At 67.2% G+C, this 21,088-nt stretch carries 21 protein-coding genes; 12 read left to right on the forward strand and 9 right to left on the reverse strand.

Features of this window, described 5'->3' with window-relative positions; all coding sequences use genetic code 11:
- Positions 1-3 precede the first annotated feature (3 nt).
- Complete coding sequence (locus AC1RP5_RS28085) at positions 4-2,091, forward strand: hydantoinase/oxoprolinase family protein (protein WP_493116106.1); 2,088 nt, start codon at positions 4-6, stop codon at positions 2,089-2,091.
- 72 nt (positions 2,092-2,163) lie between these two features.
- Here AC1RP5_RS28085 and AC1RP5_RS28090 read toward each other — a convergent pair whose 3' ends face one another.
- The 5 genes from AC1RP5_RS28090 to AC1RP5_RS28110 form a co-directional block, all read right to left on the reverse strand.
- Positions 2,164-3,450: a TRAP transporter large permease gene (locus AC1RP5_RS28090; RefSeq protein WP_493116107.1), complete on the reverse strand. Its 1,287-nt coding sequence runs from the start codon at positions 3,448-3,450 to the stop codon at positions 2,164-2,166.
- Positions 3,447-4,046 carry a TRAP transporter small permease subunit gene (locus tag AC1RP5_RS28095; RefSeq protein WP_493116108.1) on the reverse strand — a complete coding sequence of 200 codons (600 nt, stop codon included), beginning with the start codon at positions 4,044-4,046 and terminating at the stop codon, positions 3,447-3,449. Before AC1RP5_RS28095 ends, AC1RP5_RS28090 begins: the two co-directional genes overlap by 4 nt.
- Positions 4,047-4,059: 13 nt before the next feature.
- Positions 4,060-5,109, reverse strand: coding sequence for a TRAP transporter substrate-binding protein (locus AC1RP5_RS28100; RefSeq protein ID WP_493116109.1), 1,050 nt, complete (start codon positions 5,107-5,109; stop codon positions 4,060-4,062).
- 76 nt (positions 5,110-5,185) lie between these two features.
- Positions 5,186-5,602, reverse strand: a complete 417-nt coding sequence (locus AC1RP5_RS28105) for a cupredoxin domain-containing protein (RefSeq protein ID WP_493116315.1) — start codon at positions 5,600-5,602, stop codon at positions 5,186-5,188.
- Between the two features lie 10 nt (positions 5,603-5,612).
- Complete coding sequence (locus AC1RP5_RS28110) at positions 5,613-5,888, reverse strand: metal-sensitive transcriptional regulator (RefSeq protein WP_493116110.1); 276 nt, start codon at positions 5,886-5,888, stop codon at positions 5,613-5,615.
- A 38-nt stretch (positions 5,889-5,926) separates the two neighbouring features.
- On the opposite strand from AC1RP5_RS28110, the gene AC1RP5_RS28115 reads away from it, so the two are divergent.
- The 3 genes from AC1RP5_RS28115 to AC1RP5_RS28125 all read left to right on the forward strand — a co-directional run bounded on the left by AC1RP5_RS28115 (position 5,927) and on the right by AC1RP5_RS28125 (position 9,696).
- Positions 5,927-8,272 (forward strand): heavy metal translocating P-type ATPase, encoded by a 2,346-nt coding sequence (locus AC1RP5_RS28115; protein WP_493116111.1) that lies wholly within the window; start codon positions 5,927-5,929, stop codon positions 8,270-8,272.
- Between the two features lie 78 nt (positions 8,273-8,350).
- The gene (locus tag AC1RP5_RS28120) at positions 8,351-8,698 is read left to right on the forward strand and encodes a hypothetical protein (RefSeq protein WP_493116112.1); all 348 of its coding nucleotides are present in this window, start codon (positions 8,351-8,353) and stop codon (positions 8,696-8,698) included.
- Positions 8,699-8,781: 83 nt separating this feature from the next.
- Positions 8,782-9,696, forward strand: a complete 915-nt coding sequence (locus AC1RP5_RS28125; protein WP_493116113.1) for a TerC family protein — start codon at positions 8,782-8,784, stop codon at positions 9,694-9,696.
- A gap of 69 nt (positions 9,697-9,765) precedes the next feature.
- Here AC1RP5_RS28125 and AC1RP5_RS28130 read toward each other — a convergent pair whose 3' ends face one another.
- Together AC1RP5_RS28130 and AC1RP5_RS28135 are read right to left on the reverse strand one after the other, a co-directional pair.
- Positions 9,766-10,677, reverse strand: a complete 912-nt coding sequence (locus AC1RP5_RS28130; protein ID WP_493116114.1) for a phosphoribosylaminoimidazolesuccinocarboxamide synthase — start codon at positions 10,675-10,677, stop codon at positions 9,766-9,768.
- 5 nt (positions 10,678-10,682) lie between these two features.
- Positions 10,683-11,075, reverse strand: coding sequence for a carboxymuconolactone decarboxylase family protein (locus AC1RP5_RS28135; protein ID WP_493116115.1), 393 nt, complete (start codon positions 11,073-11,075; stop codon positions 10,683-10,685).
- Positions 11,076-11,164: 89 nt separating this feature from the next.
- Between AC1RP5_RS28135 and AC1RP5_RS28140 the strand changes: the two genes are divergently transcribed.
- On the forward strand, positions 11,165-13,063 hold the full coding sequence (locus AC1RP5_RS28140; RefSeq protein ID WP_493116116.1) for a potassium transporter Kup: 1,899 nt from the start codon (positions 11,165-11,167) through the stop codon (positions 13,061-13,063).
- Positions 13,064-13,065: 2 nt separating this feature from the next.
- Here AC1RP5_RS28140 and AC1RP5_RS28145 read toward each other — a convergent pair whose 3' ends face one another.
- Positions 13,066-13,323, reverse strand: coding sequence for a hypothetical protein (locus AC1RP5_RS28145; protein WP_493116117.1), 258 nt, complete (start codon positions 13,321-13,323; stop codon positions 13,066-13,068).
- Positions 13,324-13,334: 11 nt separating this feature from the next.
- Positions 13,335-13,832, reverse strand: coding sequence for a hypothetical protein (locus AC1RP5_RS28150; RefSeq protein WP_493116118.1), 498 nt, complete (start codon positions 13,830-13,832; stop codon positions 13,335-13,337).
- Between the two features lie 90 nt (positions 13,833-13,922).
- Between AC1RP5_RS28150 and hemP the strand changes: the two genes are divergently transcribed.
- From hemP to AC1RP5_RS28185, 7 genes are all read left to right on the forward strand, one after another.
- On the forward strand, positions 13,923-14,105 hold the full coding sequence (hemP, locus tag AC1RP5_RS28155) for a hemin uptake protein HemP (protein WP_493116119.1): 183 nt from the start codon (positions 13,923-13,925) through the stop codon (positions 14,103-14,105).
- Positions 14,106-14,217: 112 nt separating this feature from the next.
- Entirely contained in the window at positions 14,218-16,467 is a 2,250-nt protein-coding gene (locus AC1RP5_RS28160) for a TonB-dependent hemoglobin/transferrin/lactoferrin family receptor (protein ID WP_493116120.1), read from the forward strand.
- Between the two features lie 62 nt (positions 16,468-16,529).
- The gene (locus AC1RP5_RS28165) at positions 16,530-17,306 is read left to right on the forward strand and encodes an energy transducer TonB (RefSeq protein WP_493116121.1); all 777 of its coding nucleotides are present in this window, start codon (positions 16,530-16,532) and stop codon (positions 17,304-17,306) included.
- Between the two features lie 12 nt (positions 17,307-17,318).
- Positions 17,319-18,368, forward strand: a complete 1,050-nt coding sequence (locus tag AC1RP5_RS28170) for a hemin-degrading factor (protein ID WP_493116122.1) — start codon at positions 17,319-17,321, stop codon at positions 18,366-18,368.
- Positions 18,368-19,240, forward strand: coding sequence for a heme/hemin ABC transporter substrate-binding protein (locus AC1RP5_RS28175; RefSeq protein ID WP_493116123.1), 873 nt, complete (start codon positions 18,368-18,370; stop codon positions 19,238-19,240). The genes AC1RP5_RS28170 and AC1RP5_RS28175 overlap by 1 nt, the downstream gene beginning before the upstream one ends.
- A complete protein-coding gene (locus AC1RP5_RS28180; protein WP_493116124.1) occupies positions 19,237-20,271 on the forward strand; it encodes a FecCD family ABC transporter permease in 1,035 nt (344 codons plus the stop codon). The genes AC1RP5_RS28175 and AC1RP5_RS28180 overlap by 4 nt, the downstream gene beginning before the upstream one ends.
- A complete protein-coding gene (locus AC1RP5_RS28185; protein ID WP_493116125.1) occupies positions 20,268-21,047 on the forward strand; it encodes a heme ABC transporter ATP-binding protein in 780 nt (259 codons plus the stop codon). Before AC1RP5_RS28180 ends, AC1RP5_RS28185 begins: the two co-directional genes overlap by 4 nt.
- Positions 21,048-21,088: the final 41 nt, after the last annotated feature.

A 21,088-nucleotide genomic window follows, 5' to 3' on the forward strand; every position in this document is an offset into this window, starting at 1 on the left:
GCCATGACCGTGACTTATCGCGTCGGTGTCGATATCGGCGGCACCTTCACCGACATCGTGCTGCTCGGTTCCGACGGCACCATCCATACCAAGAAGATTTCTTCCAGCGTCGGCAACTACGCCCAGGCGATCGTCGACGGCCTGAGCGAGGTCTTCCGCGAGACCGGCCTCGACGGCGGCGCCATCGAGGAGATTCGCCATGGCACCACGGTCGCGTCCAACGCGATCCTCGAACACAAGGGCGCCCGCGTTGGATTGATCACCACCAAGGGCTTCCGCGACGTGCTGGAGATCCGCACCCTGCGCATGCCCAAGCTCTACGATCTGACCTGGACCAAGCCGGAGCCTTTGGTCGAACGCTATCTGCGTCGGGTCGTGGACGAGCGCGTCGATCATGCCGGCAAGGTCGACCGTGCGCTCGATCCCGCAGACGCTGAACGCGCCGTCGATGCGCTGCTGGCCGAGAAGGTCGAGGCGATCGCGATCTGCCTGCTGAACTCCTTCGCCAATCCCGCGCACGAGCTGATGCTGCGCGACATCGTCGCCCGAAAGGCGCCGCACCTGCCGCTCAGCGTCTCCTGCGAGGTGCTGCCCGAGATCAAGGAATACGAGCGGACCTCGACCACGGTCATCAACGCCTATGTGATGCCGATCGTGGCGACTTACCTGCACGCGCTGCGTCGCGGCCTCGACGGCGCCGGCATCCCCGCGCGCCTGCTGCTGATGCAGTCGAACGGCGGCCTCACCACCGACACCGCCGCGGCCGAGCGGCCGATGAACATCATCGAGTCCGGTCCGGCCGGTGGCGTGGTCGGCGCGCAGGCACTGGCCCGCGCCAAGAACCTCGAGAAGATCATTACCTTCGACATGGGCGGCACCACCGCCAAGGCGTCGATGGTCGAGGACGGCGAGGTCGCGCGCGCCCAGGAATATGCCGTAGGCGCCGGCATCATGATCGGTTCTCGCCTTCTGACCGGCGCGGGCTACACCTTGAAGGTTCCCGCCATCGACCTCGCCGAAGTGGGCGCGGGCGGCGGCAGCCATGTCTGGATCGATCCGGGCGGCGCACTGCAGGCGGGACCGGAGAGCGCCGGCGCCTTCCCCGGCCCGGTCTGCTACGACAAGGGTGGCGAGGCGCCGACCATCACCGACGCCAACGTGCTGCTGGGCTACATCAATCCCGGCCATCTCGTGGGCGGTGCGGTGAAGCTCAATGCCGACAAGGCGCGCGCGGTGTTCGAGGAGAAGATCGCCAGGCCGCTCGGGATGACGATCGAGCGCGCGGCCTATGGCGCGCACCTGATCGCCGCGTCGAACATGATCCGCGCCATCAAGGCGGTGTCGACCGAACGCGGCCGCGATCCGCGCGAATTCTCGCTGTTCGCCTTCGGCGGCAACGGACCGCTGTTCGCGGCCGGCATGGCCGCGGCGCTGGGCATCGGCAAGGTGATCGTGCCGCCGTCGGCCGGCCTCTTCTCGTCCTTCGGCCTGCTCTATGCAGACGTCGAACATCACTATGCGCGGACCTTCCGGCGCCTGTTGCGCCAGGCCGATCTCGGTGAGATCGACCGCGCCTGGACGACGATGGCGCAGCAGGCCGACGGCCAGCTCGCCGTCGAAGGCTTTACCGGCACCGGCGCCCGGCTGAAGCGGTCGGCAGCGCTGCACTACAAGGGGCAGAGCTACGAGCTCACCGTGCCGGTCCCGGACGGGCCGATCGACGCGCGCATGGTCGCGCATCTCGAAGAGGCGTTCGGCCAGGAGCATGAACGCACCTACGGTCATCGCGCCGGGCCCGACGAGCCGGTCGAGCTGGTCGCCATCCAGCTCGTGGGCGCGGGCCTGCGCGAGGGCAGTGGCGTGCCCCAGAACGTGCGGTCGAGCCGGCCTGAGTCCGGGGCGCGGGCCTCGCGCCGCGCCTGGTTCGGCGACAAGCATGGCTGGATGGACACGCCGATCATGAGCCGCGCCGATCTCGCCGAAGCCAAGACCGGCCCGCTTATCATCGACGAATACGATACGACCTGCGTCGTCCCGCCCGGCGCCCGCGCCGAACGCGACAGCGCCGGGAACATCGTGATCACGCTTTAGATCAGGGACCGCGGACCTCCAGGTCTGCTCAGACATGAAGCGGGCCTGGAGGCCCGCGGTCCGTTCGAGCAGCTATCCGAACCAGCGCACCGCGATCATCACGATATCGGGCCAGACACAGATCATCGCGATCATCGCCAGCAGGGCGATGACGAACGGGGCCGAGCCCTTCTCGACATCTGAGAGCTTGCCGCGGCCGCGGATGCCGTGGATCACGAACAGGTTGATGCCGAAGGGCGGCGAGATCATTGCCGTCTGGATCAGCAGCACCAGCAGGATGCCGTACCAGACCGGGTCGTAGCCTGCCTGGACCATCAGTGGCGTGGTGATCGGGATGGTCGAGATCATCATGGAGAGCTCCTCCATGAAGGTGCCGAGCACGAGATAGAGCACGATCACCGCGCCCAGCACCTGCACCGGCGAAAGCTGCCAGTGGGTGATCAGCAGGCTGAGCTGCTGGGTGAGGCCGATCGTCTGGATGATGACGTTGAGGAAGAAGGCGCCGACCAGGATCGCCACGACCATGGCCGTGGTGCGCACCGTGCCCTCGCAAACGTCGCGCAGCATGCGCCACGACAGCCGTCCCTGCTGCCAGGTGATCGCCAGCGCGCCCACGATGCCGACGGCGGCCGCCTCGGTGGCGGTGGCGATGCCGAAGAAGATGGCGCCGATCACGATCAGCAGCAGCGCCAGCGGCGGCAGCAGGTCGGGCAGCAGCTTGATCCGCATCTCCCAGTTGGTCTCGACTTTCTTGCCGCCCCATTCCGGCTTCCACACGCAGGCGACCAGCACGGTGAGGCTGAACAGCACGGTCAGGATGAAGCCCGGCAGGAAGCCCGCGAGATAGAGCTTGGGCACCGACGTGTCGGTCATCACGCCATAGATGATCATGTTGATCGAGGGCGGGATCAGGATGCCCAGTGTTCCGCCGGCCGCCAGCGTGCCGAGGAACAGCGGCTCGTTGTACTTGTTCTTGTCGATCTCCCCCATCGCCACGACGCCGATGGTCGCCGCGGTCGCGACGCTGGAGCCCGACACCGAGCCGAACAGTGCGCAGGAGCCGATGTTGGAATGCATCAGCCCGCCCGGCAGCCACGACAGCCACTGCACGAGGGCCGCATACATGCGTTCGGCCGTGCCGCTGCGCAGCAGGATCTCGCCGAACATGATGTAGAAGGGAATGGCCGTCAGGATGAAGTTGCTGGTCGTCGACCAGGTGAGCTCGCCGACGATGCGGTTCATCGGCATCGGCGAATAGATGCCGTTCAGGATCAGGCCGGCCAGGCCCATGCCGGCCGCGACCGCGATGGAGCTGCCGAGCAGGCCCAGCAAGATGATCAGGGAGACACCGGCGGTCATTGGTTCTTCTCCTGCTCGAGACCGTGCGCCACCGCGGCGATCTCCTCCTCCGCCTCGTCGAGCGCCGATTTCGAGCCGATCATCGCGAACAGGCCGGGATAGTCGCCGGCCATGAAGGCGAGGAACCCGCGCACGAACAGGAGCGCGCAGAGCAGCACGAAGAAGACCAGCCCCGCGAACCACAGGCCCTGCGGGATCACCAAGGGCGCCTCGATCGCCGACAATGAATGCGAGTCCGACACCCAGGACTGCTTCACCACGCCCCAGGCATACCAGGCGACCATGCCAAAGAAGCCCATCAGGGTCGCGAGACTGACCAGGTCGAGGATCGCCCGCGCGCCCGCCGACTTCAGCCGCACATAGATCGTGTCGATGCGGATGTGCGAGCGGCTGAGCAGGGCCGAGGAGAAGCCCCAGGCGCTGGAGATGGCGAGCGCGTAGCCCGACAGCTCGTCGGCGCCCCCCAGGGTGACCGACATCGTGTAGCGCAAGGTGATGTCGATGCAGATCAGGATCGACGCGACCAGCAGCATCGCGCCGCCGATGATTGCGCCGATGCGGGATATTCCTTCGGCGGCCGCCTGCAGGCGATTCATCTGGTGATCGTCCTTACGGCGTCGGCGCCTTGAGATCGAGTGCCTTGCCCACCGTGTCGTTCCACTCCTTGGTGCACTCCACGCCGCAGCGCTTGGCCCAGCCGGCGAGCACGGCGCCCTCGACCAGCTTCTTGTGCGTGTCCATCTCCTCCGGCTTCACCGGCACGATGGTGGTCTTGGCGAGCTTGCCCATGGTGCAGGGCTGCACGCCGGTGTTGCAGTTGTCGGCCTCGGCGGTCGTGGTCTTGATGGTCGACCACATCTTCTCCTCGTAGGCCTTGAACTGCTCGGTCAGGAAGGCCTGCGTCTTGGGATCAAGGCGCTTCCAGGTGTCGAGATTCACGGCCAGCACGTTGATGCTCCAGCCCAGCGACATCGGATAGATCGACTTGGTGACCTCGGCCCAACCCGCGGTGTTGCCCGAGAGACTGCCGGTCACGCCGCAATCGACCACACCGGCGCTGAGCGCCGGCACGACCTCGGCGAAGGCCATGCTGACGGCCGTGCCGCCGACGCCGCCCAGGAAGTCGCGCATCGTGTTGTTGAACACGCGGATCTTCTTGCCCTTGAGGCCGGCCAGTCCGGTCGCCACGTCCTTGCACCAGAAAACCTGGGGCGTGTTGCCGCCGAAGGCCAGCAGCTTGGCGTTCCAGTTCTTCTGCATCTGGCGGTCGATGACGCCGCGATAGGCGTCGCAGGCGACGCGGGCCTTGTCCGGCGTCAACGTCAGGCCGGCGAGGTCGCAGGCCTCGAAGCGCGGGTCGTCGCCGGCCATCTTGGAGATGTCCATGGCGGCGAAGTCCATGACGCCGAGCTTCAGCAGGCGCAGCATCGTCTTGTCGTCGATGCCCATCTGGTCGAGCGGCGTCACGTCGGCCGTGATCGCGCCCTTCGACGCCTCGGGCAGCGTCTTGCGCCAGAACGGCAGCTCGTCGTGGATCGAGACCGGCGTCGGGCTGTTGAGCCCGATCACCTTGAATTGGCTTTTGGGCAGATCCTGCGCGGCGGCGACGGAGACGAACGCGGCAGCCAGAGCCAGACCGGACAACAAACGATGAAACATGCGACCCCCTGCATCGTCCCCGAATTTCAAGGAACGATGCAGCAATTTGCATGCCACGCGTTGCGAGGCGGCAGGCCTACTCGACGGTGATGGTGCCGAACATGCCGGCTTCGCGATGACCGGGAATGAGGCAGGAGAAGTCGAACGTGCCGGGCTTGGTGAAGCGCCAGAGGATTTCGCCCGTCTGCTTCGGATCGAGGCGCCGCGCGTTCGGCTCCTCGTGGCGCATGTCGGGATTGGCTTCCATCGCCTTCATGTGGCGAAGATTGTCCTCGAGCGTAGCGACGACGAACTCGTGTTCGATCGCACCGTTGTTGCGCAACAGGAAGCGCACCTGCTCGCCCGCGCGCACGGTGAGCTTGTCCGGCGTGAACAGCATGCGGCCATCGTGCTCGCGCATCACGACCTGCACGATGCGCAGCGGCGTGCCGGGATCGCCCGGCTTGCCGTACGCCCTCTCCTCGTGACCGCCATGCGCGTGCGCCGTGGCGATGCCGACGAGGCTAGCGGCGACGACTGTCCAGAACCTCCAGGAGTTCGTCGATCTTGATCTGGCGGTCCTTCTCGGAGCCGGCGTGGAACGCGTGGGCGACGCAGTGTTGCAGATGGTCATTCAGGGTCTCCTGCTCGACCTTGTCGAGCGCGGCGCGCACGGCGCGGATCTGGGTGAGCACGTCGATGCAGTAGCGGTCGTCCTCGAGCATGCGCGCAACGCCGCGCACCTGGCCCTCGATGCGGCTGAGGCGCGCGAGCTGCGACTTCTTGAGTTTCTCGTCCATGCCTTGAACCATACCCCCGTAGGGTATAGATAGCAAGCATGAGCCACGCCTGCTGCCACGCGTCCCACGCGCCCACGTCGCCTGCCGACCCCAACATCGCCATCGACCCCGTCTGCGGGATGAAGGTGAAGATCGAGGGCGCGAAGAACACGACCGTGCACGAGGGGCAGACCTATTACTTCTGCAATCCCAAGTGCCTGCAGAAGTTCACCGCCGACCCGGTGCGCTACCTGAAGCCCGAGGAGGCGTCGCCCGCCCCGCCGGTCGCGGCCGGTACGATCTTCACCTGTCCGATGCATCCCGAAATCCGCCAGCTCGGCCTGGGAAGCTGCCCGATCTGCGGCATGGCGCTCGAACCCGCCGAGGTCTCGCTCGACGACGGGCCGAACGAAGAGCTCTTGGACTTTACGCGCCGCCTGTGGATCGGCGGTGCGCTCGCCGTGCCCGTGGTGGCGCTCGACATGGGCGGGCATTTGTTCGACCTGCATCGCTTCCTGCCGCACGGGCTGACGCCCTGGCTGCTGATGGTGCTCGCAACGCCGGTCGTGCTGTGGGCCGGCTGGCCGTTCTTCGTGCGCGGCTGGCAGTCGGTGCGCACCGGCCATCTCAACATGTTCACCCTGATCGCGCTCGGCACCGGCGTCGCCTGGGCCTACAGCGTGATCGCCACCGTAGCGCCAAGCCTGTTCCCCGCCGGCCTGCGCGGCGCCGACGGCATGGTGCCGGTCTATTTCGAGCCGGCTGCCGTCATCGTCGTGCTGGTGCTGGTCGGCCAGGTCCTCGAACTGCGCGCCCGCGACGCGACCGGCGGCGCCATCAAGGCCTTGCTGGGACTGGCGCCGCGCACTGCGCTACGCATCGACGCCCACGGCAACGACGCCGAAGTGGCAATCGACCAGATCTTGGTCGGTGACCGGCTGCGCGTGCGTCCGGGTGAGAAGGTGCCGGTCGACGGCGCGATCGTCGAAGGCGCGGGCTCGGTCGACGAATCGAGCATCACCGGCGAACCGATGCCCGTCTCCAAGACCGCCGGCGCCAAGGTGATCGGCGGCACGGTGAACGTGAGCGGCGCCTTCGTCATGAAGGCCGAGCTGGTCGGCAGCGACACGATGCTGTCGCGCATCGTGCGCATGGTGGCCGAAGCACAGCGCAGCCGCGCGCCGATCCAGCGGCTGGCCGATCTCGTCGCCGGCTGGTTCGTGCCGACGGTGATCGCCGTGTCGGTCCTCGCCTTCGTTGCCTGGTCGATCTGGGGCCCGGCGCCCGCCTTCTCCTACGCGTTGGTCGCGGCCGTCTCGGTGCTGATCATCGCCTGCCCCTGTGCGCTCGGCCTCGCCACGCCGATGTCGATCATGGTCGGTGTCGGACGCGGTGCCGCCGCCGGCATCCTGATCCGCAACGCCGAGGCGCTCGAACGGCTGGAGAAGGTCGACACGCTGGTGATCGACAAGACCGGCACGCTCACCCTCGGCAAGCCGACCCTGACGGCGATCGAGCTGCTGGGCAGCCTGCCGGAGACCGAGATCCTGCGGCTCGCCGCCAGCCTGGAGCGCGGCAGCGAGCATCCGATCGGCGCGGCGATCCTGGCCGGGGCGCAGGCGCGCGGCGTGACGACGGCCAGCGTCGAAGGCTTCGCCTCGCCCGCCGGCAAGGGCGTGTCGGGCACCGTCGACGAACGACGCCTGCTGCTGGGCAACGCTGCCTTCCTGCGTGAAGCCGGCCTCGACGTGACGGCAGCCGACGCGAAGGCCGATGCGTTGCGCGAGCAGGGCGCCACCGTCGTGCTGCTGGCGGTCGACGGCGCGGTCGAGGGGCTGCTGTCGGTGAGCGATCCCGTGAAGGACACCACGCCGGAAGCCCTGAAGCGCCTGCGCGCGGACGGGCTGCACATCGTCATGCTGACCGGCGACAACCGGCGGACCGCCGCCTCGGTCGCGGCGCGGCTGGGCATCGATACGGTCGAGGCCGAGGTGCTGCCCGAGGACAAGGCCCGGATCGTCCAGCGCCTGAAGGCGGAGGGCCGCGTGGTGGCGATGGCCGGCGACGGCGTCAACGACGCCCCCGCTTTGGCCGCCGCCGATGTCGGCATCGCCATGGGCACCGGCACCGACATCGCCATCGAGAGCGCCGGGATCACCCTGGTGAAGGGCGACCTTTTGGGCATCGCCCGCGCCCGCCACCTTTCGCGGGCGACCATGGCCAACATCCGCCAGAACCTGTTCTTCGCCTTCGTCTACAACGCGGCCGGCGTGCCGGTGGCGGCGGGCGTTCTCTATCCGGTCCTCGGCCTCACGCTGAGCCCGATCCTGGCCGCCGCGGCCATGGCCCTGAGCTCGGTCAGCGTCATCGGAAATGCACTCCGACTGCGACGGCTGGAGATTTGAGCCAGCTGCGACATTTCGGGACGGTCGTGTCGCTTTGCACTTGATCTGCGGCCAGACCGGCCGGAAATTGATCGAACCATGCGCCTGATCCATCGATCGCATCGCGCCGCCAACGCCGTCCGGACCGTGTCTCCGAGCGGCGAGCTGTTCGTTGCGTCGATCGTGATCTGCATGATCCTGGCTTCGTTCGGCGATGCGGTCGATCCGACCTGGCTGGGCGAAGTGGGCCTCGAGTTCGCCCTGTTCGATTTCGGCGGCGAACTCTCCGTGATGGCGATGCGCCATTGGCACCTGATCGAACTGATGTTCGCCGGCACCGTGATGGCGGCGGGCATCATGGTGCTTCGGATCGTGAGCGGGGCCTTCTTCCGGCCGCTCGATCCCGCCCATCGGGACGCTCTAGAGAAAGTGCCGATCAAGCTCTGACGACTGGTTGAACTACCGGCGACCGCCCTTCCACGAGGAAGCGCGCGGCGACGGCACGCATTCACTTGTTGTTGGAGACTTTCATGGAACTCGAACTGTTTTCGGGCGCATTCTTTTCGGCGCTCCTTGCCATCATCCTGATCGACCTCGTCCTGGCGGGCGACAATGCGCTCATCATCGGCCTGGTCGCGCGTAACCTTCCCAAGGAGAGCCAGAACAAGGTCATCTTCTGGGGCACCTTCGGCGCCATCGCCATCCGCGCCCTGATGGCCATCCTCGTGGTCTACATCCTGGCGGTGCCGGGCTTCATGCTGGCCGGCGGCCTCGCGCTCGTCTGGATCGCGCGCAAGCTGGTCACCCCGCAGGAAAATGCCGAGGAAAGCAGCCTCGTGAAGGCGCCGGCCGCGAGCTTCGCCGCGGCAGTGCGCACGATCATCATCGCCGACGCGGTGATGGGCATCGACAACGTGCTGGCCATCGGCGGCGCCTCGCACGGCTCGATCCTGCTGATCCTGCTGGGCCTCGCCATCAGCGTGCCGATCATCGTCTGGGGCAGCCAGCTCGTGATCAAGCTGGTCGACCGCTATCCGTCGGTGATCCTGATCGGCGGCGCGGTGCTCTGCTGGACGGCCTACGGCATGATCACCCGCGAGCCGATGCTTATCGCGTGGTTCGAGGAGCACAAGGCTGCCAAGCTGGTGCTGGCGGTTCTGGCCTTCTCGATCGCCCTGGCGCCCTGGTACGCCGAGCGCCTGAGCGAGCAGATGAAGCCGCTGACGGTGCTACTGCCGGCCATCCTGATCTGGATGTTGGGCTTCGAGATCGTGTCGAGCGTCTGGAAGGTCCAGGTCGACTACCTGATGGCGACCACGCCGGGCGAGTACCTGATCGAGGGCCTGCGCTGGATCGGCTGGCTGCCGTTCGCCGCGTTCTTCCTGTGGGTGCGCGAGCGCATGATGCTGCGCAACGACCGCCTGGCCCGCAGCCCGCAGGGCTGAGGCGGCCTCACCGGAAACGGCTACGCCGCCAGCACTTGTGCCGGCGGCGTTTCCTTTTGAGTTAGCGCCCTATACCGACAGGTCGGCGCCGGTCAGCCGGCGATAGGCTTCGAGGTAGCGCTTGCTGGTCGCGTCGACGACCTCGGGCGGCAGCTTCGGCGGCGGCGCCTCGCCGTTCCAGCGGCCGGCATGGCGTTCGACGTCGAGCCAGTCACGCAGCGGCTGCTTGTCGAAGCTGGGCTGCGGCTTTCCTTCGGCATAGCCGTCGAGCGGCCAGAAGCGCGACGAATCCGGCGTCATCACCTCGTCGATCAGCAGGATCCTGCCGTCGGCGGTGCGGCCGAACTCGAACTTGGTGTCGGCGATGATGATGCCCTGCTTCAGCGCGACATCGCGGCCGCGCATGTAGACGAGGCGCGTCAGCCGCTCGAGCTCGGCCGTGACGTCGGCGCCCAGCTGCTTCTGCATCTGGGTGACGGTGATGTTTTCGTCGTGGCCGCTCTCAGCCTTGGTCGCCGGGCTGAAGATCGGCGGATCGAGGCGACCGCTTTCCTTCAGGCCCTTGGGCAGGGTCTCGCCCGCCAGCGTCCCGGCCTTGGCGTATTCGCGCCAGGCCGAGCCGGTGATGTAGCCGCGCACCACGCACTCGATCGGGAAGACCGTGCCGCGCCGGCACAGCATGGCGCGGCCGGCGATCTCGGCGCGGTGGCCCTTGAGCGCGGGCACCGCGGCGATGATCTCGTCGGCGTCGGCCGAGATCATGTGATGATCGACGAGGCCGCCCAGTTGGCGGAACCACCAGGCGCTGACCTGGGTCAGCACGGCGCCCTTCTGCGGGATGGGCTCGGCCATCACCACGTCGTAGGCGCTCACCCGGTCGGTCGCGACCAGCAGCAGCCAGTCTGCATCCACCGCATAGACATCGCGCACCTTGCCGCGCGCGATCCGCTCCAGCGGCAGGTCACTCACCGTCATCAGCATCGGCTTCAGCCTTCCTTGCGCAGTTCCTCGAACACTTCCTTGGCGGTGAGCATGGCCTCGCGCACCGACGGCAGGCCGATATAGCCGCAAAGGTGCATCAGCGCCTCGGACAATTCGTCCTCGGTCCAGCCCTGCCGGCGGGCCATGCGCAGGTGGATGGCAAGCTCGGGCCAGCGCGCTTGCGCGGTGTCTGAAATAACGCAGATCAGCGTCTTGGTCTTGAGGTCGAGGCCCGGCCGCGACCACAGCATGCCGAACACCGCCTCGCGGGCGTAGTCGCCGAACTTCTTCATCATCGGGTCGTCGTAGACCGACTTGTTCATGTCGGCGGCGAACTTCTCGCCCATCAGGCTGGCGCGCATCGCGCTGCCCTTCTTGTAGTTTTCGCTCTCAGCCATCGTTTCCTCCTTTGTTACGAATTCTGGACTGCAGCGTCCCGGAAATCGCGGGTAGGATCAATCGTCCGAAGGGGAGACGTGACGAGACAATGGCCGCCAGCGGCACAGTAGTTGAACCCGCCGGCCGGCGGCGCCGGGCGGCGCTGACCCTGGCCGCCCTCGGTGTCGTGTTCGGCGACATCGGCACCAGCCCGCTCTACACCGTCAAGGAGTGCTTCAGCGACTACACCGGCATCGTGCCGACGCACGACAACGTGCTGGGCATGCTGTCGCTGATCACCTGGGCGCTGATCGTCGTCGTCACGCTGAAATACGTGGTCGTCGTCATGCGCGCCGACAACAAGGGCGAGGGCGGCGTGCTGGCGCTGATGGCGCTGGTCTCCGGCCAGACCAACATCCCCTCGCCGTGGCGACGACGCTTCTATCTCATCCTGGGCATCGCCGGCGCGGCATTGTTCTACGGCGACTGTTTGCTGACGCCCGCGATCTCGGTGCTGAGCGCCGTCGAGGGCCTGACCGTCGCCACGCCGGCGTTCCAGCCGATGGTCATTCCGATCGCGATCGGCGTGATCGTCGCACTTTTCTCCGTGCAGCATTTCGGCACCAGCGGCATCGGCAAGTGGTTCGGGCCGATCACCCTGATCTGGTTCATCGTGATCGCGGTGCTGGGCGCACACCAGATCGTGCAGCGCCCCGAAGTGCTGATGGCGCTGTCGCCGCATCATGCGATCGGCTTCGCGGTGCGCGAGAAGTTCGTGGCCTTCGTGGCGCTGGGGGCGATCACGCTCGCCATCACCGGCGCCGAGGCGCTCTATGCCGACATGGGCCATTTCGGCGCCAAGCCCATCCGGATGGCGTGGCTCGGCCTCGTGCTGCCCGCGCTGCTCCTCAATTACTACGGCCAGGGCGCGCTGATCCTCAACGATCCGTCGGCGCTGGCCAATCCGTTCTTCAACCTCGCACCGGACTGGGCGCTCTACCCGCTGGTCGCCCTCGCCACCGCCGCCACCGTCATCGCCTCACAGGCCACCATCTCGGGCGCCTTCTCGATGGCCAAGCAGGCGGCGCTGCTCGGGCTCAGCCCGCGCGTCCATATCCAGCACACCTCGGCCAGCGAGTTCGGCCAGGTCTACCTGCCGGTGGTCAACTGGCTGCAGCTGCTGGGCGTCGTCATCCTGGTGATGGCGTTCAAGTCGTCGACCAACCTCGCCTCGGCCTACGGCATCGCCGTCACCGGCACGATGCTGATCACCAGCACGCTGGTCTTCGTGATCGCGGTGCGCCAGTGGAACTGGGGCTGGCCGCTCAGCATCCTGGTGTTCGGCTGTTTCATGGCGCTCGACCTCGCGCTGCTCTCCTCCAACATGCTGAAGTTCCTCGACGGTGGCTGGGTCCCGCTGGCCATCGCCGCGATGATCTTCCTCTGCATGTGGACGTGGCTGACCGGCCGCATGGCCGTGGCCAAACGCGAGCAGGAGGAGGCGCTGCCGCTCGAGACGCTACTGGAGAGCATCAACCCTGCCCGCGTCCATCGCCCGCAGGGCACCGCCGTCTACCTCACGGCCTTCTCCGGCAATGCACCGCGCTGCCTGCTGCACAATCTCAAGCACAACGAAGTGCTGCACGAGCATGTCGTGCTGCTGAGCATCGAGGTTCCCGACATACCTTTCGTATCTCCGGAAGGCCGCGCCCAGGTCACCCATCTCGGCAAGGGCGTGCATCGCGTCGTCCTGCACTATGGCTTCATGGAACAGCCCGACGTGACCAGCGATCTCGCCGTCCTGGAAGACAAGGGCATACCGTTCGACCCGATGCGGACGTCCTACTTCGTGGGCCGCAACAGCTTCGTGCGCGCCAGCAAGCCGCTGTTGCCGCGCTGGCAACAGAAACTGTTCCTCACTTTGTCGCGCTTCGCCGCCAGTGCCGGCGACTTCTTCGGCCTGCCCGCCAACCGGGTCGTCGAGCTGGGCAGCCGCATCGAGATCTGACTCTAGGCGTCGAAGCCGGTCAGGCGGATTGCATCCTCGGCCGGCGGCTGCAGGCCACGCGACAGGAGATCGGCCAGCCGGGCGAAGATGCGGCTGGCTTCGCTGCAGCCGACATCCTGCGCCACCGCTTCGGCCGCGATGTTGAGCAGGGCGTTGCCGGCGAGGTCGCGGCATTCCTCGGGCAAGCCTTCGACGGCGTTGGAGATCACGCGCATCGCGTGCTGCAGGTCGGAGAGGCGATCGGGCATCGGTGCGGTCATGGCGGCGGCTTTCAATTGAGACGGCCAGCCGCGGCGCCCGCCGCCGGCGCGAGCCTGAGACCCGCGCCCGCAAGCGCCACGGCGAACGCCTTGAGGCGGATGGCCGCCACGCGCGAGGCCGTCGGCGCCATCATGATGTCGAGTGACGCGGCCAGCGGCCGGTCGTGATCGGCCTGGGCCAGGCCGCACAGCGCCACCAGCACCGCCTCGTCACGGCTCACGCTCGAGCAGGTCGGGACATGAATTTCGATGGCCCGCCGCGCGCCGAACAGGAACGCATCCATGGCGATGGCGAAGTCCGGCAGGACGTCGAGCAGGCCCGCGACCTTGAAGCCGCGATGGAGGATCGATCCTTCGCTGGGCAGCGCCCGGTCGTGCTGCCACTGGCGAAGCGCCCACAGCACGAAGCGCTCGCTCACCGGCAGGGCGCAGGCGCAATCGGCCCGGCCGCACCCCGGCTTCGGATTGGTGTGCAGGGGGCTAAGCCTTTGTTCTTGCGACGTTTCCATGCCCTCACCAAAAGTTGAAGGAGCTTGACTGAGGCGTCAGTCTATGCAATTGAGAGTCGTTCGCAACCTAAAAGGGGTGAGAGGAGCGATATGAACGAGATGACTCGTCCGTTTCGTGGGGACGAAACGCAGCGCGACAGGCCGGAGCTGAACACGCCGGCGGTGGAGAGTGTCGCGATCCTGCAAGGACGGCGTGAACTCATCATTCGCCACGGCACGGAACAGTACCGCCTGCGCCTCACCGCCTCGAACAAACTCATTCTGACAAAGTAATCGGAGACCCCGAGGGGCCATCCCTCCTCGGCTAAACTGCCCAGCCAGCCGGCGCCCTTTGAGGGAGCCCTTGCAAGCCAGGCGTCCTTTTTTCTTGGGGCCTTGGCTTAAAATGAAAATTCGCACGCTTTGCTATGCGCTGATGGCGACGACCGCCATCGTGGCGCCCCTCGCTGCGCCCGCCTGGGCGCAGACCTCGCCGCCGGCCGCACCCGCTGCCGATCCGAACCAGCCGCCGTCCGCGACGCAGGCCGTACCGACCCAGCTCGACGCCGTCACCACCGCCGCCATGCGCAGCCGCCGTCCGCTCGACGACGTGCCAGCCACCGTGTCGGTGATCACGACCGAGAACATCGATCGCGAGAACATGCAGGACATTCGCGATCTCGTCCGCAACGAGCCCGGTGTCACCGTCGGCAACAACCCGACGCGCGCCGGCTTCCAGAACTTCGTGATCCGTGGCATCGGCGGCAATCGCGTGCTGCTGATGGTCGACGGCATGCGCACGCCCGACTTCCCCGACAGCAACCAGGGCGCCGGCACCTATTCGCGCGAGCAGCCCGACCTCGAGGACATCAAGCGCGTCGAAATCATCCGCGGCCCCGCTTCGGCGCTCTACGGCTCCGACGCGATCGGCGGCGTCGTGGCCTACACGACCAAGGACCCCGGCGACTACATGCTGGGCGGCAAGGATTTCTACGCCAGCGCGAAGGCCGCCTACAGCGGCGCCAACTCGCAGTTCACGGAATCGTTCACCGGCGCCGTGCGCTCGGGCAACGTCGAGTTCATGGGCATCTACACGCGTCGCGATGGCCAGCAGTACACGCCGGCGCAGACCATGATCGCGCCCAATCCCACGATCTGGTCCAACAACAATTTCTTCGCCAAGCTCGTGATCAAGCCGACCGAGGTCGACACGTTCCGCCTGACCGGCTCCTACAACCAGGGCCGCCAGAGCACCAACGTGCTGTCCGCCGCCGGCAACTTCGCCACTCTGTTCGCCCGCGTCTTCGACGAATGGGGCCAGGACTACACCAACACCTACCGCATCAGCGGCCAGTGGGAGCACAGCGCGCCGATCGGCTTCGTCGACCGGTTCAGCCTGCTCGCCTACTTCAACTCGGTCTACCAGCAGGCCGACACCTACACGCTGCGCGGCGCCTTTAACGGCCTCATCCCGACCAACGCCCGCGCGTCGCAGTTCTACTACACGCAGAACGTCTCGGGCGGCGAACTGCAGATGCACACCGATCGCCAGATCGGCGGCCTCGACAACTTCTTCACCTATGGCCTGAGCTTCTCCTGGACCTCGACGACACGGCCGCGCAATCGCACGCAGATCACGCTGGCGACCGGCGCGACCACGAATTCGGTGGGCGGCGAGACCTATCCGAACAAGAACTTCCCCGACACCGATACGATCCAGGCCGGCGCCTATGTCCAGGATGAAATCAGCGCGCTGGGCGGCCGCCTGAAGATCACGCCGGCGGTGCGTCTCGACTACTACAACATGACGCCCAATCCGGACCGCTACTTCTGGAACTCGACGGGCGCCACGCTGAACGCCGTCCCGACGGCCACCACCTACGTCTCGGCCTCGCCGAAGCTCGGCCTGCTGTATCACTTCGACGATACCTATTCGGGCTACTTCCAGTACGCGACGGGCTTCCGCGCGCCGCCGTACGACAACGCCAACTTCGGCTTCACCAACGCCGCGTCGTTCTACCAGATCCTGCCCAACGCCAACCTGAAGCCCGAGACCGCCAACTCGTTCGAAGTCGGCCTGCGCGGCAAGTACGAGAACGGCTCGAGCTGGCAGCTCACCGGCTTCTACAATCTCTACAACAACTTCATCGAGACGACCGTCGTCGGCATGGTCGGCCCGGTCACCCAGTTCCAGTACGTCAACCTCACCAACGTGACGATCTGGGGCATCGAAGCGCGCGGCGAATACCGCTTCGCGCCGGAATGGGCGGTCGCCGGCTGGACGGCGTTCGCGCAGGGCACCGACCAGCGTACCGGTCTGCCGGTCGACTCGGTGTCGCCGTGGACCACGCAGGCGCGCATCCGTTACGGCTTCGACAAGGGCTGGGTGGCGCAGCTGATCGGCACGGTGGGCGCGGCACACACCGCGGTCAGCAACCCGACCTACTTCCAGGCGCCGGCCTACTTCAACCTCGACGCCACCGTCGGCTACGTCTTCAACGAACACTTCAAGTTCAATGCCGGCGCGTTCAACATCACCAACGCCAAGTACTGGAACTCCCCGGACATGATCGGCGTCGCGGCGACCAACCCGCAGATCGATCTCTATGCCCAGCCGGGCCGCTACTTCGGCGTCAACCTAACGGCCAAGTGGTAGTCCCGGCAGCCCTCTCTGCCGAGCGACTGCCGGCGCCACCGACACGCGGTCCTCGTGTGTCGGTGGCGTTGTCACTTGCGCTGCACGGGCTCGCCATCGTTCCTCTTCTCCTTGCCGGCATGGCCGGCAGCAGCGCCAACGACGACCAGCCGGCCGCCCTGATGGTCGAGCTCTCGCTCGCGGCGCCCACGCCCGGTCCCGCGGCAGAAGCCAATCAACCAGAGGCCACGCCCGAGACGCAGCAGCAGCCCGAGCCGCCGACGCCGCCGGTCGAACAGACCGAAGTGACGCCACCGCCCGAGCCGGACCCGCCGCCTCCACAGGAGGTCGCCGCCGCCGAGCCCGAGATCAAGGTCGAGCTGCCGCCGCCCGACGAAGTGCCACCACCCACGGCCGCCGAGATGAAACCGGTCGAGCCGCCCAAGCCCAAGCCGCCCGCGCCGAAACCGGCAGCCGCGCCGCGCCCCAATGCGCAGGCGGTCGTCACCAAGGCGCCTTCGCCCGACACTGGCAATGCCACCATCACGCAACAGCAGGCGGCCAGTTCCTCGTCCCTCATCGTGTTCGAGGGCAAGCCGCGCTATCGTGTGCCGCCGACGCCAGCCGTTTATCCGCCCCGCTCCCTTGAGTTGAACCAGCAGGGCGAAGTCATGGTGCGCGTGCGCCTGGAGCCTGACGGCTCGGCTGCCGAGATCGTGCTGTGGCGCAGCAGCAGTTTCCCCTTGCTGGATCGCGCGGCCCTCACGGCCGTGCGCGGCTGGCAGTTCCTTCCCGCCATGCGCGACGGCCGCCCGGTCGCCGCCTGGGTCGAAATTCCCGTTCGTTTCCATCTTCGTTGAAAGGATAGCCCGATGCTCTCACCTTCGAATGCAGACCTCGCCACCCGCTGGAACGCCCTGCGTGGCGAGAAGCCAACCCTGCGCATCCGCGACGCCGCCGTGACCCTGGGCGTCGGTGAAGCCGAACTGGTGGCGCTGGGCATCGGCAAGACGGCGACGCCGCTCAAGGCCGACTGGCGCGGCATCCTGAACGACATGCCGGGCGTCGGCCGCGTGATGTGCCTGACGCGCAACGAGCATTGCGTGCACGAGCGCCATGGCCGCTTCGAGGGCGTCGACGTGAAGGGACCGCACGGCATCGTGCTCGGGCCGGACATCGATCTGCGCCTGTTCCTCGGCAGCTGGAAGCATGGCTTCGCCGTGCGCGAACCGCTGAAGCAGGGCGAGCGGCTCAGTCTGCAGTTCTTCGACGGTGCGGGCGAAGCCGTGCACAAAATCTACGCCACCGACGAGACCGATCGCGCCGCCTTCGACGCGCTGATCGCGCGCTACACCGCCGAGACGCCGCCGGAAATGAAGATCGTGGCCCGCGCGCCCGACGCCGTCGATCGTCCCGATTTCGAGATCGACGTCGCGGGCCTGCGCGCGGCGTGGCTCGGCATGAAGGACACCCACGAGTTCTTCGGCATGCTGGGCAAGTTCAAGGTCGGCCGCGTCCAGGCGCTGCGCCTGGTCGGCGAGGATCTCGCGCGCGAGCTGCCGGCGCGATCGCTGCGTTCGGCCTTCGAGGCCGCGGCGGCCGACGGCACGCCGATCATGATCTTCGTCGGCAGCCATGGCTGCATCCAGATCCACACCGGCCCGGTGAAGCGCCTGGTCGACGTGCACGGCTGGTTCAACGTGCTCGACCCGGAGTTCAACCTGCACCTGCGCGACGAGGGCGTGGCCCGCGTCTTCTCGGTGCGCAAGCCCACCGAGGACGGCATCGTCACCTCGCTCGAAGCCTTCGACGCGCGCGGCCGCAACATCCTGCTGATGTTCGGCGCCCGCAAGCCCGGCAAGCCGGAGCTCGAGGAATGGCGCAGCATCGTCGCCAATGTCGAGAAGCAGGCGGCTTCGTGATGAAGCGCCGTACCGCAATCGGCCTGAGACTGGGACTGGCAGCGGCCGCGACTGCCGCCGTTCTCCCGGCGCACGCGCAGCAGCCGCCGCGCATCGTGTCGGTCGGCAGCTCGATCACAGAGATCCTCTACGGGCTCGGTGCCGAGAACCTGATCGTCGGCGTCGACACGACCAGCCTCTATCCCGAGGCCGCGCGGAAACTGCCGCAGGTCGGCTATATGCGCGCTCTATCGGCCGAAGGCGTGCTGTCGCTAAAGCCGACACTCATCATCGCGACCACGGCGGCCGGTCCGGCCGGCGCGCTCGACCAGCTCAAGGCGACCGGCATCGAGGTCATGATCCTGCCGGACAAGTACGACTATGACAGCGTGGTCACCAAGATCGCGGCCATTGGCAAGGTGACCGGCAAGGTCGCCCAGGCCGATGCGATGATCGCCAAGGGAACCGAGGCGATGAAGTCGCTGGCGGCGAAGCTCGCGACCGCCAAGACCCATCCGCGCGTGCTGTTCCTGCTCTCCATGAGCGGCGGCGCGCCGCAGGCCGCGGGCCGCGACACGGCGGCCGCCGGCATCATCAAGCTGGCGGGCGGCGTCAACGCGGTCGACGGCTATTCGGGCTACCGGCCGCTCACGCCGGAATCGGTCATTGCCTCCAATGCCGACTTCGTCCTGGTGACGAGCCAGACGGTGCAGGCCATGGGCGGCAAGCAGGCCATCCTCGACCAGCCGTCGCTCAACCGCACGCCCGCAGGCAAGGCCGGCAAGATCATCGAGTTCGATACGCTGCTGTTGCTCGGCTTCGGCCCGCGCACACCGGAGGCGGCCACCGAACTCGCGATGGCGCTGCATCCCGACCTCGTCAGCAAGCCGTGACGTCGGTCGCGCTGCGGCGTCCGATCCCGCTGTTCGCGCTCGCGGCCCTCGCGAGCGTGGTCGCCAGCCTCTGCATCGGCGCTTTCCCCGTGGGCTTCGGCCAGCTCCTGTCGGCGGTCGGCCTGTCGAACGTGCCACTCGACGACACGACCGCGGCCGTCCTCTACGCCATCCGGGCGCCGCGCGTGTTCGCGGCCTTCGCCGTCGGCGCGGCGCTCGCAGCCGGCGGTGCTGCGATGCAGAGCCTGTTCCGCAATCCCCTCGCCGATCCCGGACTTCTCGGTGTGTCGAGCGGCGCCGCGCTCGCGGCCGTGTCGGTGATCGTGCTGGGCGAGAAGGTGATGCACATCGTGCCGCCGGGCTTCAGGCCCTGGTGCCTGCCGATCGCGGCCTTCCTCGGCGGCCTTGCCGCGACCGTGGTCGTCTATCGCATCGCCGCGCGCGAAGGCGTGACGCTTGTCGGCACGTTGCTGCTGGCCGGCATCGCCATCAACGCACTCACCTCGGCCGGCATCGGCATGCTGGTGTTCGTGGCCGACGACCAGCAACTGCGCACCCTGATCTTCTGGACCATGGGCGGCTTCGGCTCCGTCACCTGGGTGGCGATTTTTCCTGCGCTGTTGATCTTGGCGATCAGCGTGCCGACCCTGTTGCCGACCGCGCACTTGCTCGACGCACTGGCGCTCGGCGAACGCGAAGCGGGTCATGTCGGTGTCGATGTCGAACGGCTGAAGAAGCGCCTCGTGGCGCAGGTCGCGCTGGCGGTCGGCGCGGGTGTCGCGATCTCAGGCATCGTGGGCTTCGTCGGCCTGATCGCGCCGCACATCGTGCGCCTGTTGCTCGGCCCCTCGCATCGCACCTTGCTGCCGGCCGCCGCTCTGTTCGGCGGCGCCTTCCTCGTACTGGCCGATGCGCTGGCCCGCACCATGGTCTCGCCGGCGGAACTGCCGATCGGCGTGCTGACGGCCCTGGTCGGAGGTCCCTTCTTCCTCTGGCTGCTGGCGAGCCGCGCCGCGCGAGGTGGCCTATGAAGATGCTCCAGGCGATCGGCATCGAGGTGCGCGCGCGCACCAAGTCGCTGCTGCGCGACGTCTCGCTCGAGGTCGGACAAGGCGAATTCGTGGCGATCATCGGCCCCAACGGCGCCGGCAAGAGCACCTTGTTGAACGCCCTTGCGGGCGACCGCCCGCTCGCGGCTGGCGAAATCCTGCTCGACGGACGCCCCCTGGTGCAGTGGAGCAAGCTCGAGCTGGCGCGACGCCGCGCGGTGCTGCCGCAACATTCGTCGGTGGCCTTCGACTTCACCGGCCTGCAGATCGCGACTTTGGGCCTGCTCGCCTTTCGCGGCACCCTGTCGGAACGCGAGATGCAGGCGCTGGCCGAAAAGTCGCTGGAGGAGACCGAGGCGCTCGCCTTCGCGGACCGTCCCTACACCGTTCTGTCCGGCGGCGAACGGCAACGCATCCAGCTCGCGCGGGTTCTCGCTCAGTGCGATGCCGAACCTGCCGCGCAGCCCTTCCTGCTGCTCGACGAACCGATCACCGGCCTCGACCTCTCGCACCAGCATGCCGCGCTGGCTAGCGCCCGCCGCCGCGCCAATCGCGGACTGGGCGTGCTCGCGGTCCTGCACGACCTCAACATGGCGGCGCGCTACGCTGACCGGGTGGGCATCGTCGAGAACGGCCGTGTGACAAATCTGGGACCGACGCGCGAGACGCTGGACCCCGAACGGCTTTCAGCCGTGTTCGCGACACCCATTGTGCGAATCGAGGCGGCGGGCGGCACTGCATTTCTGAGCCCCGGCTGATTCACCGCGAATCGGTGTTCAATCCGACATAAACCCGCCGG

The sequence above is a fragment of the Reyranella sp. GW821-FHT12G01 genome, from assembly GCF_058806575.1.

Excerpts from the sequence above, each read along its gene's own strand:
- AC1RP5_RS28185 (WP_493116125.1), top strand. The coding sequence starts at position 20,268 with ATGAAGATGCTCCAGGCGATCGGCATCGAGGTGCGCGCGCGCACCAAG.
- hemP (WP_493116119.1), top strand. The coding sequence starts at position 13,923 with ATGAACGAGATGACTCGTCCGTTTCGTGGGGACGAAACGCAGCGCGAC.
- AC1RP5_RS28085 (WP_493116106.1), top strand. The coding sequence starts at position 4 with ATGACCGTGACTTATCGCGTCGGTGTCGATATCGGCGGCACCTTCACC.
- AC1RP5_RS28145 (WP_493116117.1), bottom strand. The coding sequence starts at position 13,323 with ATGACCGCACCGATGCCCGATCGCCTCTCCGACCTGCAGCACGCGATG.
- AC1RP5_RS28140 (WP_493116116.1), top strand. The coding sequence starts at position 11,165 with ATGGCCGCCAGCGGCACAGTAGTTGAACCCGCCGGCCGGCGGCGCCGG.
- AC1RP5_RS28090 (WP_493116107.1), bottom strand. The coding sequence starts at position 3,450 with ATGACCGCCGGTGTCTCCCTGATCATCTTGCTGGGCCTGCTCGGCAGC.
- AC1RP5_RS28130 (WP_493116114.1), bottom strand. The coding sequence starts at position 10,677 with ATGCTGATGACGGTGAGTGACCTGCCGCTGGAGCGGATCGCGCGCGGC.
- AC1RP5_RS28100 (WP_493116109.1), bottom strand. The coding sequence starts at position 5,109 with ATGTTTCATCGTTTGTTGTCCGGTCTGGCTCTGGCTGCCGCGTTCGTC.
- AC1RP5_RS28160 (WP_493116120.1), top strand. The coding sequence starts at position 14,218 with ATGAAAATTCGCACGCTTTGCTATGCGCTGATGGCGACGACCGCCATC.
- AC1RP5_RS28095 (WP_493116108.1), bottom strand. The coding sequence starts at position 4,046 with ATGAATCGCCTGCAGGCGGCCGCCGAAGGAATATCCCGCATCGGCGCA.
- AC1RP5_RS28115 (WP_493116111.1), top strand. The coding sequence starts at position 5,927 with ATGAGCCACGCCTGCTGCCACGCGTCCCACGCGCCCACGTCGCCTGCC.
- AC1RP5_RS28150 (WP_493116118.1), bottom strand. The coding sequence starts at position 13,832 with ATGGAAACGTCGCAAGAACAAAGGCTTAGCCCCCTGCACACCAATCCG.
- AC1RP5_RS28170 (WP_493116122.1), top strand. The coding sequence starts at position 17,319 with ATGCTCTCACCTTCGAATGCAGACCTCGCCACCCGCTGGAACGCCCTG.
- AC1RP5_RS28175 (WP_493116123.1), top strand. The coding sequence starts at position 18,368 with ATGAAGCGCCGTACCGCAATCGGCCTGAGACTGGGACTGGCAGCGGCC.
- AC1RP5_RS28110 (WP_493116110.1), bottom strand. The coding sequence starts at position 5,888 with ATGGACGAGAAACTCAAGAAGTCGCAGCTCGCGCGCCTCAGCCGCATC.
- AC1RP5_RS28135 (WP_493116115.1), bottom strand. The coding sequence starts at position 11,075 with ATGGCTGAGAGCGAAAACTACAAGAAGGGCAGCGCGATGCGCGCCAGC.
- AC1RP5_RS28120 (WP_493116112.1), top strand. The coding sequence starts at position 8,351 with ATGCGCCTGATCCATCGATCGCATCGCGCCGCCAACGCCGTCCGGACC.
- AC1RP5_RS28125 (WP_493116113.1), top strand. The coding sequence starts at position 8,782 with ATGGAACTCGAACTGTTTTCGGGCGCATTCTTTTCGGCGCTCCTTGCC.